The 14,174-nt window shown below is 45.5% G+C and carries 10 protein-coding genes and 1 pseudogene; 1 reads left to right on the top strand and 10 read right to left on the bottom strand.

The features are described from left to right. Positions 1-59: 59 nt before the first annotated feature. The 5 genes and pseudogenes from CEF20_RS02000 to CEF20_RS01980 all read right to left on the bottom strand — a co-directional run bounded on the left by CEF20_RS02000 (position 60) and on the right by CEF20_RS01980 (position 7,909). Positions 60-1,046 (bottom strand): TAXI family TRAP transporter solute-binding subunit, encoded by a 987-nt coding sequence (locus CEF20_RS02000; protein ID WP_100330259.1) that lies wholly within the window; start codon positions 1,044-1,046, stop codon positions 60-62. A 297-nt stretch (positions 1,047-1,343) separates the two neighbouring features. Then, entirely contained in the window at positions 1,344-4,538 is a 3,195-nt protein-coding gene (locus CEF20_RS01995) for a hypothetical protein (RefSeq protein WP_100330258.1), read from the bottom strand. Then, positions 4,535-5,963: pseudogene (locus tag CEF20_RS01990) on the bottom strand (glycosyltransferase family 2 protein). Before CEF20_RS01990 ends, CEF20_RS01995 begins: the two are co-directional and overlap by 4 nt. Beyond that, on the bottom strand, positions 5,960-6,997 hold the full coding sequence (locus tag CEF20_RS01985) for a HEAT repeat domain-containing protein (RefSeq protein WP_100330257.1): 1,038 nt from the start codon (positions 6,995-6,997) through the stop codon (positions 5,960-5,962). Before CEF20_RS01985 ends, CEF20_RS01990 begins: the two are co-directional and overlap by 4 nt. Then, a complete protein-coding gene (locus tag CEF20_RS01980) occupies positions 6,998-7,909 on the bottom strand; it encodes a response regulator (RefSeq protein ID WP_100330256.1) in 912 nt (303 codons plus the stop codon). It abuts the gene before it with no gap. Positions 7,910-8,100: 191 nt separating this feature from the next. On the opposite strand from CEF20_RS01980, the gene CEF20_RS01975 reads away from it, so the two are divergent. After that, the gene (locus tag CEF20_RS01975) at positions 8,101-8,586 is read left to right on the top strand and encodes a PaaI family thioesterase (RefSeq protein WP_100330255.1); all 486 of its coding nucleotides are present in this window, start codon (positions 8,101-8,103) and stop codon (positions 8,584-8,586) included. 63 nt (positions 8,587-8,649) lie between these two features. Here the strand turns inward: CEF20_RS01975 and CEF20_RS01970 are convergent, their stop codons facing one another. The 5 genes from CEF20_RS01970 to CEF20_RS01950 all read right to left on the bottom strand — a co-directional run bounded on the left by CEF20_RS01970 (position 8,650) and on the right by CEF20_RS01950 (position 13,808). Then, positions 8,650-9,897 carry a CYP152 family fatty-acid peroxygenase CypC gene (locus tag CEF20_RS01970; RefSeq protein ID WP_100330254.1) on the bottom strand — a complete coding sequence of 416 codons (1,248 nt, stop codon included), beginning with the start codon at positions 9,895-9,897 and terminating at the stop codon, positions 8,650-8,652. 253 nt (positions 9,898-10,150) lie between these two features. Beyond that, complete coding sequence (locus tag CEF20_RS01965) at positions 10,151-10,441, bottom strand: YxcD family protein (RefSeq protein ID WP_100330253.1); 291 nt, start codon at positions 10,439-10,441, stop codon at positions 10,151-10,153. Then, positions 10,429-10,869 carry a hypothetical protein gene (locus CEF20_RS01960; RefSeq protein ID WP_100330252.1) on the bottom strand — a complete coding sequence of 147 codons (441 nt, stop codon included), beginning with the start codon at positions 10,867-10,869 and terminating at the stop codon, positions 10,429-10,431. Before CEF20_RS01960 ends, CEF20_RS01965 begins: the two co-directional genes overlap by 13 nt. Positions 10,870-11,245: 376 nt before the next feature. Continuing rightward, entirely contained in the window at positions 11,246-12,400 is a 1,155-nt protein-coding gene (locus CEF20_RS01955; RefSeq protein ID WP_100330251.1) for a M20 metallopeptidase family protein, read from the bottom strand. A gap of 19 nt (positions 12,401-12,419) precedes the next feature. Further along, positions 12,420-13,808, bottom strand: coding sequence for a YfcC family protein (locus tag CEF20_RS01950; protein WP_100330250.1), 1,389 nt, complete (start codon positions 13,806-13,808; stop codon positions 12,420-12,422). Between the last annotated feature and the right edge of the window lie 366 nt (positions 13,809-14,174).

Genomic DNA, 14,174 nt, shown 5'->3' with positions numbered 1-14,174 from the left:
CTGTCATTCGTATGAAAATGATAGACCGAAAGCATTCAGTCTATCATTTTCACATTTCATCATTTAGCTATCCCTTTTTCTTTAAAGTATTTCTCAGCCCCCGGGTGCAGCGTGACATCCCCCAATCCTTCAAGCGCCGTTTCTGCTTTGATTAACTTGCCCTTCGCATGCGTAATTTGATCCGTATGATCGAAGATTGCTTTTGTCAATTCATACACCGTTTCTTCATCCAGGGTATCACCGGCTACAAGCATCGCTTTCACTGCCACTGTCGGCACATCTTCAGAAATTTTGTACGTGCCTTTTGCTACCGTATCCTCAGAATAGTAAGGATACTTTTGGATCAGCTCTTGGGCCTTTTCTTTCTCAATCGGTATAATCTTTATATCCTTTTGGGCGGATAGCGCTTCCACCGCGCCGGTAGGCGTTCCTGCGGTGATAAAGGCGGCATCAATGCTTCCGTCCTGAATGCCCTCGGTTGATTCATCAAAGGAAAGGTCACGCTTTTTAATGTCATCAAAGGACAACCCATGAACCTCCAAGATTTGCTGGGCATTAGGCGCTGTTCCCGATCCAGGCGCGCCAACAGACACCGCCTTCCCTTTCAAATCTTGAACAGAATTAATCCCGCTCGCTTTCGCAGTGACAATTTGAATCGTTTCAGGATACAATGTGCCGATTCCATGGAAATTATCAATCTTTGCCTCTTTAAACATTTCCTTCCCGCTCATCGCGTAGGAAGCAATGTCGGTTTGAGTAAAAGCAATATCTACCTCTCCATTTTTAATGGCGGTTAAATTTTCCGCTGACGCGCCCGAGGACTGGGCATTGGCCTCCATTCCTGTATGTTCCGAAACAATATTGGCCATAGAGCCGCCCAGCGGGTAGTAAGTTCCGCCCGTTCCGCCCGTGGCTATGCTAATATTCTTTGCTGCCCCTTTCTTCTCCCCTCCGCTTGTTTCTTTATCTCCGCTATTGCAAGCAGATAAGACCATCATCAAGGCTAAGACAACGACCACAAACAATCGGCTGCTGCGTTTTTTCAATGTGAATCCCCCTGTTCGCTTTTAAATGAAATACAAGCTGTCGCTTTCAGTGTATGACGCAAGGTCCTGCAGCAGAACTGTATCTTGGGTGGAGACGAAAAAGAAAGAGCTCAACCTGCCGATTGCCGGCTAGACAAAAAACTTTAAATAGCGACAGTTTCCTTGCTCCCCGCTTAGACTTTTAATCCTCCGCTCCATTCTTCGGCCGAGAGTCTTACGGCATCTTACATGCAAGATAAAAAAAGACTGCTCCATTTATAGAGCAGCCTTCGCGTTTTTTCCGCTTTTCAGAAACGCCTAACGATCTTTTTGAAACGCTTCTTTGATCACGTCGTACGAAGCTTTTAACCGTTCTTTATAGAGGGGCTGATCCCATGGTTTCCAGCTGTACGTGTTCATTTCTGGCATCTTTCCGTTTTTCATTTGCGGCAGGGAGTCGGCGGCTTGATCATTCTTCACCCACACAAGGCCTGCCTTTATGCCATCCGTTTTGGCACTTGAGGTCATTCCCTTTCGATAAAAGTCTCCCATCACCTCTCTCTGGCTCGGATCCTTCACGTTTAACAGCAGCCAGGGAATCCGCACTTCTATAACATTAGCCGCGTCATTTATCCGGTAATCGGCCAATGAATCATAATCGGCGGCTTGTGGATTGGCGTTGCCATGCCGCAGCCTGCCCGTTTCGTAAGCGCTGAATGGAATTCTTTCTCCGGTTTTAGGAATAAGCAGTTCTTTATTCAAAGCCAGCCTTTGAGGATGAAAGATGCCGCTGTTTTTCACCGGCACCGGCGGAGCGGGTTCAAGCATGTTCAGCTTAATGCCGTATTGATACGTAAAAAAGTCGTAATAAGCATCCACAAGAACCCGGGATTCCTTTCGATTGGGTAGAGAAATCAAGAAATCAACGCCGTCAGAAAAAGACAGGCCGCGTATGGAAGCTGCACGATGATTCCCTTGACCTTCCACCGTGTTCAGCAAGATCACCGGATAACCCTTTTGCGCTTTGCTCTTATGAATCCGGAAATATAGATAGCGTTCATCATGGTCAACCCACAGATCGCGGCTCTCCTTATACAAAGGAGCTGCTTCTTTCCAATCGCTCACCTGTCCGTCCACTTTGATTTTGTGGCGGTCGAAGCTCAGCAAGCCAAATTGCTGTTCACTCGTCTGCGCATTGGACCAAAATGGACGCCGATCGGGGTTGTCATAATCCATCGTGTTCCATGTCCGCTTAAACCATTCATCCTGCCACGTAAAAATAAGCCCTCCCAGCATGCCTTCCTGTACGATATCTTCATACAATTCAGCAATCAGCTTTCCTTGCTGCTTCTCAGACAGAAGCCCCTGATTGTAGCCGAATGAATTTTCATGCGTCATTCCCCGCGATGCTGGAAGTCCGAACTCTGCAATGAGCACAGGCATAGTATGCGCCTTGTGCAAATCGCGCAAATAAGCGGCGTAGCTGTTAAACCTTCCGCGATGATCTTTATAATTCAGATAATCCTCTTCATAGTTCATGAAATCAGGGTAATACGGATAAACATGATAGGATGCGAATTGATTGACTTTCTTCATGTCATGCTTTACTTGAATCACATTAGGGTTCACACTGACTAAATCTTCTTCCTCATGGGGCTCGGAAGGGTGATCTAATAGATCAGTTGTCACCCAGTTAGTAAAGCTGACCGGCCGAATCGATTGATAGGTTTTCTTTTCATAGCTGATTAGCGTATCCATTTGTTTGGCAAGCCAGTGCTCAAACGGGGACGCTTGTTTCGTTTCAAAATAGTTACCTTTATAATCTCCTATTCCCTCATGCTTGTTATTCGTGCCTTGAACCATATGCGGATACCATTCAATGCCAATTATCCAGCCGATCACATATGGCGAAATATCCGCGCGGTAAGAACCGGATGCATGACCCGCACTCGGCTCCACGTAGGCATTTCCATGAATGACATCCGCAATCTGCTTCATTTCTTTCTGGAAGACTTGCGTATTTTGGCTTGCGAATGCATCCAGCGTATCCGCAAGTGAGCCCTCATCGATCCAAACGCCGTGGAAGAGATAAATCGGCTCTTGATGTGCTTCATTATAGCGCTTTAACGCTTGATAAAAAGCGGGTGGATGAAGGGTATATACCCGAATAGCATTCGCTCCCATGTCACCGATATAAGTCAGCCAGCGATAATACTCCTCTTCTGTAATTGCTGCTTCCCCGGGAAAAGCACCAGGTTTGCCCATGCCGATATTAACGCCTTTAATGCGCAGCTTCTTCCAGTCATCCCCCTTTCTCACCTCGAATGTCTTACCCGAGACGCGCGAGGGACACACTGCCGATCCGCTTTTCTCAGACGGCTGACTTGACGGGCGGCTCGACTGTTTGCGGTCAGCTTTCTCTAATATTTTTTTCATCATTGGGACATAGGTCTGCCAGAAAAACTCTTCCTCTGAGTTGGCGCTCGCGATTTTTTTTATCCAGTCAAATCCTTTAAACCGATAGACAGAAGGCATATTGGCCATGTCATTGAAATCTCCTGCGAAATAGTAGCTGGTGGTACGGTTGTGATGCGTCTCAATGACCCCGGCGAATAGGGAAGGGATTTGGTGTTCTTTCAACAGACGTTTGCCATCGCCCGTTAAATTCCAGTCATAATACGCTAACACATCTTCTTTGTTCTTCGGCGTGACGATATCGAACCAATAAGCATAATCCGCGCTCTTTTCCAGACCAAACCGCTCGTTTCCTTCTTCTGTAAACTTCATATGGATGCCTTTGCCGCTAAAATGCTTGCCTTCTTGTAATACAAGAACTTCTTGAGTGCTTTCCTTAACTAGAATAAAGCCGGGGCCTCTATACTTCCAGCTGCCGCTATCCCGGTTCATGACCCAGCGGGGGATTTCTTGATTTATCTTTGGATTCAGCTCAGCAAAATACCGTCCCGTCCAGCCGGACCAATCCAGCTGAAGCTGCTCCTCCATGCTATCCCGCACCTTCTCACTCGTCGGTGAAGCGAGTGAGTTGAATTCAGCGATAAAGGTGAGCGGTTTTTCGGCATTTAGCCGCTTTAAAATAGGCTGCCATTCCTCCATTTGCAGCCCGCCATAAATGAGCGAAGAACGGGAACCTTGCCGCGCCTTAGTTTTTTTCGCCAGATCCTCTTTATACACGCCGTACGTATCCGCCAAATAAAGAACATCGGTTTGGTCATAAGAACGAGGAAAAGGGCGAATCCGATCAGCCTGCTCCCCTTCATTCGGAATATATCCAAAGTAGTCAGCAGATGGTTCATATTTCGAACCATCGCTTTTCCGGTAGCCAAAGAAGTTTAACACCCAGGAAATCCCGAGATGTTCTCTGAATGATTCATCCGGAACAGTTTTATCAATAATAACGACCTCCAGCTCCTTGTCATTGTCTAAAAACCAGAGAACAATGGGAATAAAGACAAGCAGCAAGACTGTTGTAATCAGCATTCCAACTTTTTTCATCCGAGACTTCCTTTCCTGGACAGCCCTTTTTTATTCATCTCTCCCCAGCCATTTTTCTTGAGCAGAAAATGAATCAGCCCTTCACATCTCCAGTAAATGGTGAGCGGGCGGTACCAAAATACTTCCGTAACGGCATAAACATATAGGCGAATTAAATCCTTTATTTTTGGATAGGTGTTCAGACTCCATGCTTCCAGCAGGACGGAAACCATTGAGAATATCGTGCCGTATAAAACAAGCAGCAGCAAAAATAAAATAGAAAACTCCAAATAAATGCCGCCAGAAAAAAAAAGACCATATGACATAGACATAGCCCGCCAATTCAATGGCTGGCCCAAAGCATTCAATCAGCCAATAATACGGAAAAGAGGCCATTCCCACTATTCCGTACTTTGGATTAAACGTCATGCGTTTATGTCTCCAAAGGCTTTCCAGCAGCCCCCGATGCCATCTGCTGCGCTGTCTCCGCAAATATTTCAAGCTATCCGGCGCTTCGGTCCAGCAAACGGGATCCGCAACGAACATAATTTTGTTCTTCGCTTTTTTCTCTTTTATTAGCCGATGGAGCCGCACGACCAGTTCCATGTCTTCACCGACAATGCCATGTGCATAGCCTCCTGCCTCCATCACCCACTTTTTCGAAAAAACGCTGAACGCTCCCGAAATAATAAGAATCATATTATACTTGCTTAAAGCGACGCGCCCCATTAAAAAAGCCCGCAAATATTCAATTACCTGCATGATTACCAGCGGCTTCTCAGCTAGCGCAGTCTGTATCACGCTGCCTAGTTGAATATCCGATCCGTTCGCGATACGGACATTTCCGCCAGAAGCGACCACCTCTTCATTGGACGCCATGATCGGCTTCATCACTTTTAACAGTGAAGAAGACTCTAGAATCGAATCGCCGTCAATGGAACAGAAATAAGGATAAGATGCCGCATTCAATCCGGCATTTAAAGCGTCAGACTTCCCGCCATTTTTCTTATCTAGCAAATAAAGCTCCGGATAAATTTCCGAGCGGTAGATGGCTGTAACCGGTTCGGTTTCCAGCTGCTGCTGATACGTTTTTGCTGTTTTTTTCATTTGAAAATGCGCAATAACTAAATCGCGGGTGCCGTCTGTTGAACCGTCATTGATCATAATGATTTCAAATTGAGGATAGCGCAGGGCCAGCAAAGAGCGGATGCTATCAATAATCCCTGCCTCTTCGTTATAAGCGGGCACAAGAATCGAAACAGGCTTTGTATACATGCTGATGGATTCTTTTTCACGGGGAGCCCGCTTAGAGATCTTTTGCAATTGCTTTAAAGAAATTAATAGCATGATGCTGTAAATCATGATCACCAATGCTGTATAGACAATGATGAAACTGCCAAAGAACAGCAGCGAATAGTGAAGAAAAACTGTGAACCACTCCATCATCTTCCCTCCCCTAACGCTTCTTGCACATTCTTTTCGGCAAGTGCCTCTCCATTAAATGAAAACAGCTGCTCTTCGGAATCATTTCGCTGCTGGAGTTGAATTGACTCTTCTGCTTGAGAACGAACCCGCCAAGAAGAATCTTGGGATAGTTCACGCAAGTGCTTTAATGAAGCGGGAGAAGGAAGATAAGCCAGCAATTTCGCTGCCATCAGCCGTTCTTCCCAATAGATCGAATACACAAAGGGAACGACCCATTTCAGATCGCGAATGAAGCCAATTTCGCTTAAAGCTTTCAGAGAGCGTATTCGTATTTCGGATGAATCATCCGCTAAACGCTCCTCTAAAAACGGCACAAAATGTAAAAGGTGCTTCACGCCAATGATATCTACTAGGCTTTGCTGCAAAGCAGGCGGCCATTGATGATACCGGCCGATCATCACGGCAAATTGCTCCTCATCCAGCCCATGAAGAATTCGCTTATAATCTAACTCCCCCCACTCATATTTAGGATGAGCAAGCAGTTCAAAAAAGCTGTCTGCTTTGAACATGGACAAAATGGTATATATAAGCAGGTACTCTTCTTTCGTGTACAGGCTGCGGCTGTTTATCATCTCTTTCACATCCTCAAGCAGACTCTTCATGCGGAAATCCATGATTTTATTTAAGGCGTTCAGGCGCGCATGCCGCCTCCTGCTTTGCAGCTGCTTCTTATAATAACGGTGCAGACGGGCTTCGGCATAATGAGTCAGCCGAACACGCATCGCTTCTCCGCAAATGTTTTGGGCGTATTTTGAAAGAATGGCTTCACTAGCCTGTATGCCGATAGCTGTATCTGGAATGGCTTGAGGCGGCAAGGGGACTCCTTCAATGAAATACAAATAGAAGGCTCCTTTATGCCGCGCTATATAATGATGGATTTGCTGCAGATGGCGCTTCTCCCTGATGCGCTGAATCGTCAAATAGATAAAGATCACTGTTAATATGAAAACGACCAGTAAGATAGCTATGAATAAATAAAAAAGGAGATCCTTCATTCATCTTCTCCTTTTCAGCAGCCTTTTAAGACGCGCTTCAACCAGCCGCATATTAAAAGGCCTCATAATGTATTCATCCACACCTAATTCATAGCCATATATCCGGTCTGATTCCCTTTTCTCATTCGACAGCATACAAATCAAATACTTCTTCTCATTCGGCAGATGCCGAAGAGTGTGGAGCACTTCTAAACCGCTTTTTCTCGGCAGTATTTCATCCATGAGGATCAGATGGGGATGAGCGGATTGATACCAGCCAGATTGCAAGAATTCTTCTCCATCCCTAAACTCGCGAATATCTGCCTTCGCCTGATCAAGCACCGACCGCTGCAGCAGCATATGAAACATATGGCGAATCATCGGATCCTGCTGTAGAATGCTCACTTTCACTTGCTCCACTTCTCTTTCTCGAAAGCGCGCAATCATCTGAACGGAGGACTCGCCTTTGTTTCGGGCTTCACAGAGAGCTAAGTCTCCTTCCAAGAGCACCTCTCTGCACGATGCCCGGCCATTGCCAATTTCACATATGCCGGAAAAGAAAACAAATGGGAAGTGACCATCCTTGGACTTTGTCAGCATCCTCTTCAAAAAGAAGCTCGCTTCTAACTGACCTGAATGAGAAAGCATTAAGATCCACCTGTTTTCCTTCCATGTAAACAAAAGATCTGAATCTCTTATCATGGCAAGGAGAAAGTCCTGTACAAGCAATGAAGAATTAGGCAGATCGCTCGCCTGCTGGCTGCCTTCCCTGTCTGCTTCTAAAAATACGAGTGTAAAAGGAACATAACTTCGTGCAGCATTCGCCGCTTGCAGCTGAAAAAAAGCAGAAAACGCAGAGATTGGATGGGCAGATCGAGAATTGGTTCCTTCGCAGCCTTGCGTATTCTTCCCCGTTTTTAAATCATTCTCCATCTTGAACACCTCCAATTAAATGACTAATTAATCCTCAGTAACTATTTTACATTTTATAATAATTATTCGTCATTAGGGAGAAAAAATTACCAATATTCGTATTTATTTTGATTAATAGATTATTCGACAATATTTGGTATAGACAAGCCAATTAGACATGTTATAATATTCTGATAAAAGGAGGGATGGATATGAAAGAAGTATTCGCAGCCGCGATCCAAGATGACTATCCGGATGACTATGCTTGGTGTTATGGATGTGGCCGTTTAAACAAAGAGGGGCATCAATTTCAAACCGTCTGGGAAGGAGAGCATACAAAAACGGTGTATACTCCTGAACCGGAGCATGCAGCGATTCCCGGTTTTGTGTACGGCGGCTTTATCGCTTCGTTGATTGACTGCCACAGCACCGGGTCAGCCTCTTTAGCTCTGCACCGGAAAAACGGTCACGAGCCGGGGGACAGAGTGGAGCCGCCGCGCTTTGTAACCGCTTCCTTGTGTGTGGATTTTATCAGACCCACTCCGCAGCACGTCCAGTTAGTGGCCAAAGGCATTGTTAGCGAAATTCACCCAAAGAAATGGAAAGTAATGACAGAAGTATTTGCAGAGGATACTCTATGCGCTAAAGGGGAAGTGACAGCCGTCATTATGCCTTCCGCTTTTACTAAAAACAGCTAATAAAGCAGCCAGTGCCGCCTAGTTCGGCAGCGTTGGCTGCGGCTCTCTTTCATTAAAATGCAGTTATTGCACTTGGATGATAAACCCGCTATTTGGTAGGCTCGGCATGCTGACCATGCTGTAGCCTGTATCTTGATCAGGAACAGTGTAATCCAGTTGATTGGCCAAGTAATCGAGACTGACAATCATCGCTTGAATCGTCACCCATTCTCCTGCGCAGCGATGTCCCCCCAGATAATCCCCCCCTCCTTGAGGGATGAAGTTAAACGGGCTCCCCTTCCAGTTCCGGAACCGCTCCGGATTAAATAATTCCGGATTATCCCAGATTTTCGGATCATGATTTGTACTGTATAAATCAAGCAGAACGAGCGCATCCTTTTCAAAGGAGAAATCATTCCATATAAAATCCTCTTTCACCCTTGCCGCAACGAACGGGAAAAACGGATAAAAGCGCCGGACTTCCTGCACAAATCTTTGTTTGGCATCGTCATCGCCGGCTTTCAGCTTTTTCCTTTCCTCTGGATGCTGATGCAAAGCGAGTGCAGTAAATGTAATGTAAACAGAAATCGCTACAATCGGCCGCAGAATATTGATTACTTCTATCGCAGCGGTTTCGCTCTCCATTAAGTTGCCATTGATCTCTTTATGCCAAGCAAATACATATAAAGCCGTATCCTCAGGAGGAGTGAGCTTCCCTGCGCGCACCTCTTCCACCAGCTCTTGAATCCATTTCTGGGCTTGGCTGCGCTCATATCTCCCTTTCCAGTGAGACGGGCCGATGGCTGCTCCAGACTCAATCATTGCCGTCATTTCTTTTGCCCGCTTTTTTACTTCCTCCGTTTTCAGCGGCACACCCGCCCATTCGCATGCGGTTTTGATCATGATTTCTTGCGCCTCGTCATACAGCACGACCTTGTCCATCCGGCTCCATATATCGATCGCCAGCCGCCAATACTTATTTAAAATTTTCTTTAATCTCTCCAGCCCTTCCTCTGACATGATCGACATGAACATAGCTTTGCGGCTGCGATGCTCCTGCTCATCCAGCGTCTGTACTCCTGTTTCACCAAACAGCGTCTTAAGTACACGTTTCGGTGCAGCACCCTTCCTTTTGAATTTATCATGATCATAGAATAATTCGGCCGCTTCTTCTCCTCCCATGCAAATGGCTTTCTCTCCAAGTAGCCGTGTTTCAAACACATCTGATTGAAAGCTTCGGCGTCTGTTTTGTATAAAGAGATAGCCTTCTCTCAAAAGGTCCAAGCTATGGTCGAGTCCTTCTTCCTTAGGCATTTGATTATAATTCGGCATATATCTTGACTCCTTTTCAAGAAATTGGTTTTCATTTCCCCATCTTCCCTGTTGCTGGAATAAAAAAACCTATACGGCAGGTAAGCAAGGCACTCACTGAGAGCTTCCGCTGCTGCAGTACCATTCTTGCTCATTTTCTCCCGCCATAATCAAAAAAGCTGTTTCCTGAGAAGAATTTTCCTCTCAGGAAACAGCTTTCGTCTATACTTTCGGTGAAATAGAATATTTTCCCATCATGTATAACTTTTCTTGCCTACCACACAAAAGCAATGATTCCCTCTTCATCATCGAGAACTAGATCAATCCTTGCCGCATAAGGATCCATGTTTAACTCCGCCTCAATCCAAAAACGAAGCGCTTCAATCAAATGAGCTGCCGCTAAAATTTGCTTCCGGCCCGACCAATAAATTTCAGCCGAATATCCATATTCATCATCGTACATCAACTCGACTTTCACTTCTTCGGGAGAAATTTTCTTGCTGCTTGCTGCATGTAAACAAATCGCATTTACAATATCTTGCTCAGCAATTTTTATCTTTCCCATGCGTGATCTTCCTTACGTTTTTTCTTCAGGGTATTAAAGATTTTGCGGACGATCATGATAATCGCAATAATAGCGAGTACATTAATCATGAATCCGAGGATGGAGCCTAAGATGCCGAGATCACCGAGCAATCCGCCCAATAGCAGCCCAGCCAATCCGCCAAGCATCATTCCTTTTAAAAACCCGCCTTTTTTCATCTTGGTATCTGTCGCTTTTTTCGCAGATGTCATCGAATTTTGCTTCTTGACATCTTGATCTTTATCTTTTTGAAACAGCGACGGGCTGTTGCTGTTGGATGAATTAAATGACTTCTTGCCGGACTTGTACGATTTGGCGCTTGCCGAATCAGCGCTTGAATCCAGCCAATTACCGACAGGAGCTAAACATAAACTGAACACTAACATCGATGCAAATATTTTTTTTAACATTTGAAATCCTCCATTTATTAATCGTTTATTGTATCATGAATCGTAAAACGTCTAGAAGCAGCCTGCGGCTACGCACCTCCTTCTGTAAGCCAGCGATTAAACAAATAGAACCTATACCGCGAATGGTATAGGTTCTATTCATAAAAAAGACCTTTACCATTCGGTAAGGTCTTGCTAACAACACTCGTTGCCAACAAAGCCGAGAGCGATGCACTCCGTAATGACGACTTTGCTGTAAAAGCTACTCCCCTTAGCAGGAATATGAAAATTGATAGGTTCATTGTAACGAAAAAAGCGGAAAATGTCAAGGCTTGCCCGCTCCCTTTCCGTTCATGCGCCCGTCAGCGAACCATCTCTTACACACGGACATGTCCAATTAGTTGTACTGTCTGACAATTTCAATCAATAGTTTAATCGCATCGGGCAGCACATCCTCGTCAATGTCAAAGCGAGGATGGTGATGAGGATAGGCGCTCTTTTCCCCGCCCATACCGACAAAAACAAATGCACCTGGCTTTTGCTGCAAATAATAAGAGAAATCCTCTCCCCCCATAACAGGAGCCACAGCTGTAAACTTCTCATCACCGAATGAACGGCGAATAACCGATTCCACGAATTGAGATTCTTTCAGATCGTTGACAAGCGGCGGCGTTCCCACAATAAACTCCACTTCGGCCTTCGCGCCAAACGCTTGGCATACCCCTGTTGCCAGCTGAACCATTTGCTGCTTGATCGTTTGCACCGCTTGAGGAGTCAAAGCACGGAGCGTTCCAATTAATTTGGCTGTGCTAGGAATTATATTATGGGTAGTGCCGGCTTCTATCTTTCCGACTGATATTACGCCGGCTTCTATCGGATTTAATTTGCGGCTCACAATGCTTTGCAGGGACTGAATGACGTGAGTGGCCACATAAATTGGATCAACGGTTTCGTGCGGCATCGAACCGTGACCGCCGTAGCCTTTAATCGTAATTTCAAAATCATCGATCGAAGCCATCATTGGCCCATGAACAAGCCCCATTTTCCCTTTTTCAAGCCCCTGCCACAAATGCAGGCCAAAGATTGTGTCCACCCCGTCTAACACCCCTTGTTTCACGAGCGTCTCCGCTCCGCTTGGCGTAATTTCCTCCGCGGATTGAAAGATCAGAACAACATTCGGCTGCACTTCAGACCGATGATTAGCCAGCCACTCGGCCGCCGCCAGCAAAACCGCCGTATGTCCGTCATGTCCGCACATATGTGCTACGCCAGGAAATCGTGAAATATATGGTTTATCTCCTTCTTCTGTGATCGGAAGCGCGTCGATATCCGCTCTTAAAGCAATCGTCTTCTCACCCGCTGTTCCTTTGATAAAGCCGATCACGCTCGGCGGCTGTTCATTTAATATCTCTATATTTAAAGCCTGCAGCCGCTTGCGGATAAATTTTCCTGTTTCATATTCTTGTCCAGACAGCTCTGGATACTGATGCAGGAAGCGCCGGTCCGCAATTGCCTGCTTGATTAATTGCTCGTTCACAATAGTCGCGGTCATAACATACCTCTTCCTTTCCTTAAAATGGGCCGTATTGGATCCATTGTGCGATTATAAGGGCGATTACAGCGATCGCTATTTCTATTAAGAAAAAAGGGAAAAACCACTTCAGCCATTTTCCCCATGAGATGCCCGCAATGGCAAGCGAAGCCATCAGGTAGCCGACTGTTGGAAAGATGATATTGGACATCCCATCGCCGAACTGAAATGCCAGAACTGCTGTTTGTCTAGTGATGCCGATCATATCTGACAATGGCGCAAGCAATGGCATCGTTAAAGCCGCCTGTCCGCTCCCAGAAGGAACTAGGAAATTCAGCCCAAGCTGGAAGAAAAACATTCCCACAGCGGAGATGGCCGGCGGCAATGAATCCAGCACACCCGCAGAATAATAAAGAATCGTATCCATAGTGCCGGCTGTATTAAAGATGACTAGAATTGCTTGGGCTAATCCGATAATCAATGCGCCTCCGATTAAATCGCCGGCTCCTTTAATGAAATGATCTGCAATTTTCCCCGGCGACAGTTTGCCAAACAGCCCCATCAATATACCGAATAATAAGAATAACCCCGCTATTTCTGGAATGTACCAGCCAAATTGAATCACCCCATACATGAGAACAAGGAAGTTAAGCAAAAATATCGCCATGACCCATTTATGTCTCATTTCCATTTTCCCTTGTCCCTTTAACAGTTCTTCTTTATTCACATGCTGAAACTTGCCGTAAATGCCGGCAGCCGGATTCTTTTTCACTTTTGCGGCATGGCGCCACACGTACGCAACAGCCGCTGAATATAAGACTACAAATAAAACAAGACGAAAACCGATCCCAGAAAATGTCGGCAGCTCCGCGATACCTTGCGCGATACCTATTGTAAATGGATTCATAACAGCTGAAGTAAAACCAACCGATGCTCCGATCATGACAATCGCCAATCCGGTCATCGCATCAAAGCCTAAAGCAATCGCTAAGGGCACCAGCACGCCAACATAGACCATCGTTTCATCGGACATGCCCATCAGCGATCCCCCGGCAGCAAAGAAAAGCATCAGCAAAGGAATAACCAGTTTATCATGACGTCCCAGCTTGCGTGACAGCATTCCAAGGAACGCATCTAATGCACCTGTGGCTGATAAAACGCCAAATGCCCCTCCGATGATTAATACGAAGAAAATCGTTTCGGCCCCCTGCACCATACCGCCATGAATACTGCTGAATATATCTAAAAAGCCGAGCGGATTTCCGTCCGTAAATTGAAAGGTATCCGCCTTTACCACACTGCGGCCATCTACTTCCACTCTTTCAAACTGCCCCGCCGGCATGAAATGAGTCAATAACGCCGACAATAGAATGAGGCTAAATATTAATACATAAACATTTATACTTATTGTCTTTTTCGTTGCATCCATATTTCTCAAACCTCTCCTGCTGTATTTTACTGGACAGCTGTTGCACGTTGGAGTGCAAAGCTGAACCCGTCGTTTATTTTTTATAATTATACGTAATTATAAATAATTATTCAATATCTTTTTATAAATATACAACAGTCTTTCTTTCATTGCCGCAGCTTTCTTTTGAACAAAAGGAACAAAGCTCCAAGCTTCAACCCTACTTTTGTCGCTATTTTGGAGAATAGGTTTTCTTTCAATGGAAGGAGGTATAGCTACAAAATAATAGTGAAAACCTTTAATCAGCGGGAGAGGCTTTCATCGGCCGCTGTTGAAAAGAACATTAGCTGACATGGCAACGCCTTTATCACAATGTAACGGGCATGC

The organism is Bacillus xiapuensis (assembly GCF_002797355.1).
GTDB lineage: Bacteria > Bacillota > Bacilli > Bacillales > Domibacillaceae > Bacillus_CE > Bacillus_CE xiapuensis.
This window is presented reverse-complemented; position numbering and strand designations above follow the sequence as displayed.

What these genes read in the sequence shown, in the direction of transcription:
- CEF20_RS01995 (WP_100330258.1), bottom strand. Translation starts at nt 4,538, where the DNA reads ATGAAAAAAGTTGGAATGCTGATTACAACAGTCTTGCTGCTTGTCTTT.
- CEF20_RS01985 (WP_100330257.1), bottom strand. Translation starts at nt 6,997, where the DNA reads ATGAAGGATCTCCTTTTTTATTTATTCATAGCTATCTTACTGGTCGTT.
- CEF20_RS01980 (WP_100330256.1), bottom strand. Translation starts at nt 7,909, where the DNA reads ATGGAGAATGATTTAAAAACGGGGAAGAATACGCAAGGCTGCGAAGGA.
- CEF20_RS01975 (WP_100330255.1), top strand. Translation starts at nt 8,101, where the DNA reads ATGAAAGAAGTATTCGCAGCCGCGATCCAAGATGACTATCCGGATGAC.
- CEF20_RS01970 (WP_100330254.1), bottom strand. Translation starts at nt 9,897, where the DNA reads ATGCCGAATTATAATCAAATGCCTAAGGAAGAAGGACTCGACCATAGC.
- CEF20_RS01965 (WP_100330253.1), bottom strand. Translation starts at nt 10,441, where the DNA reads ATGGGAAAGATAAAAATTGCTGAGCAAGATATTGTAAATGCGATTTGT.
- CEF20_RS01960 (WP_100330252.1), bottom strand. Translation starts at nt 10,869, where the DNA reads ATGTTAAAAAAAATATTTGCATCGATGTTAGTGTTCAGTTTATGTTTA.
- CEF20_RS01955 (WP_100330251.1), bottom strand. Translation starts at nt 12,400, where the DNA reads ATGACCGCGACTATTGTGAACGAGCAATTAATCAAGCAGGCAATTGCG.
- CEF20_RS01950 (WP_100330250.1), bottom strand. Translation starts at nt 13,808, where the DNA reads ATGGATGCAACGAAAAAGACAATAAGTATAAATGTTTATGTATTAATA.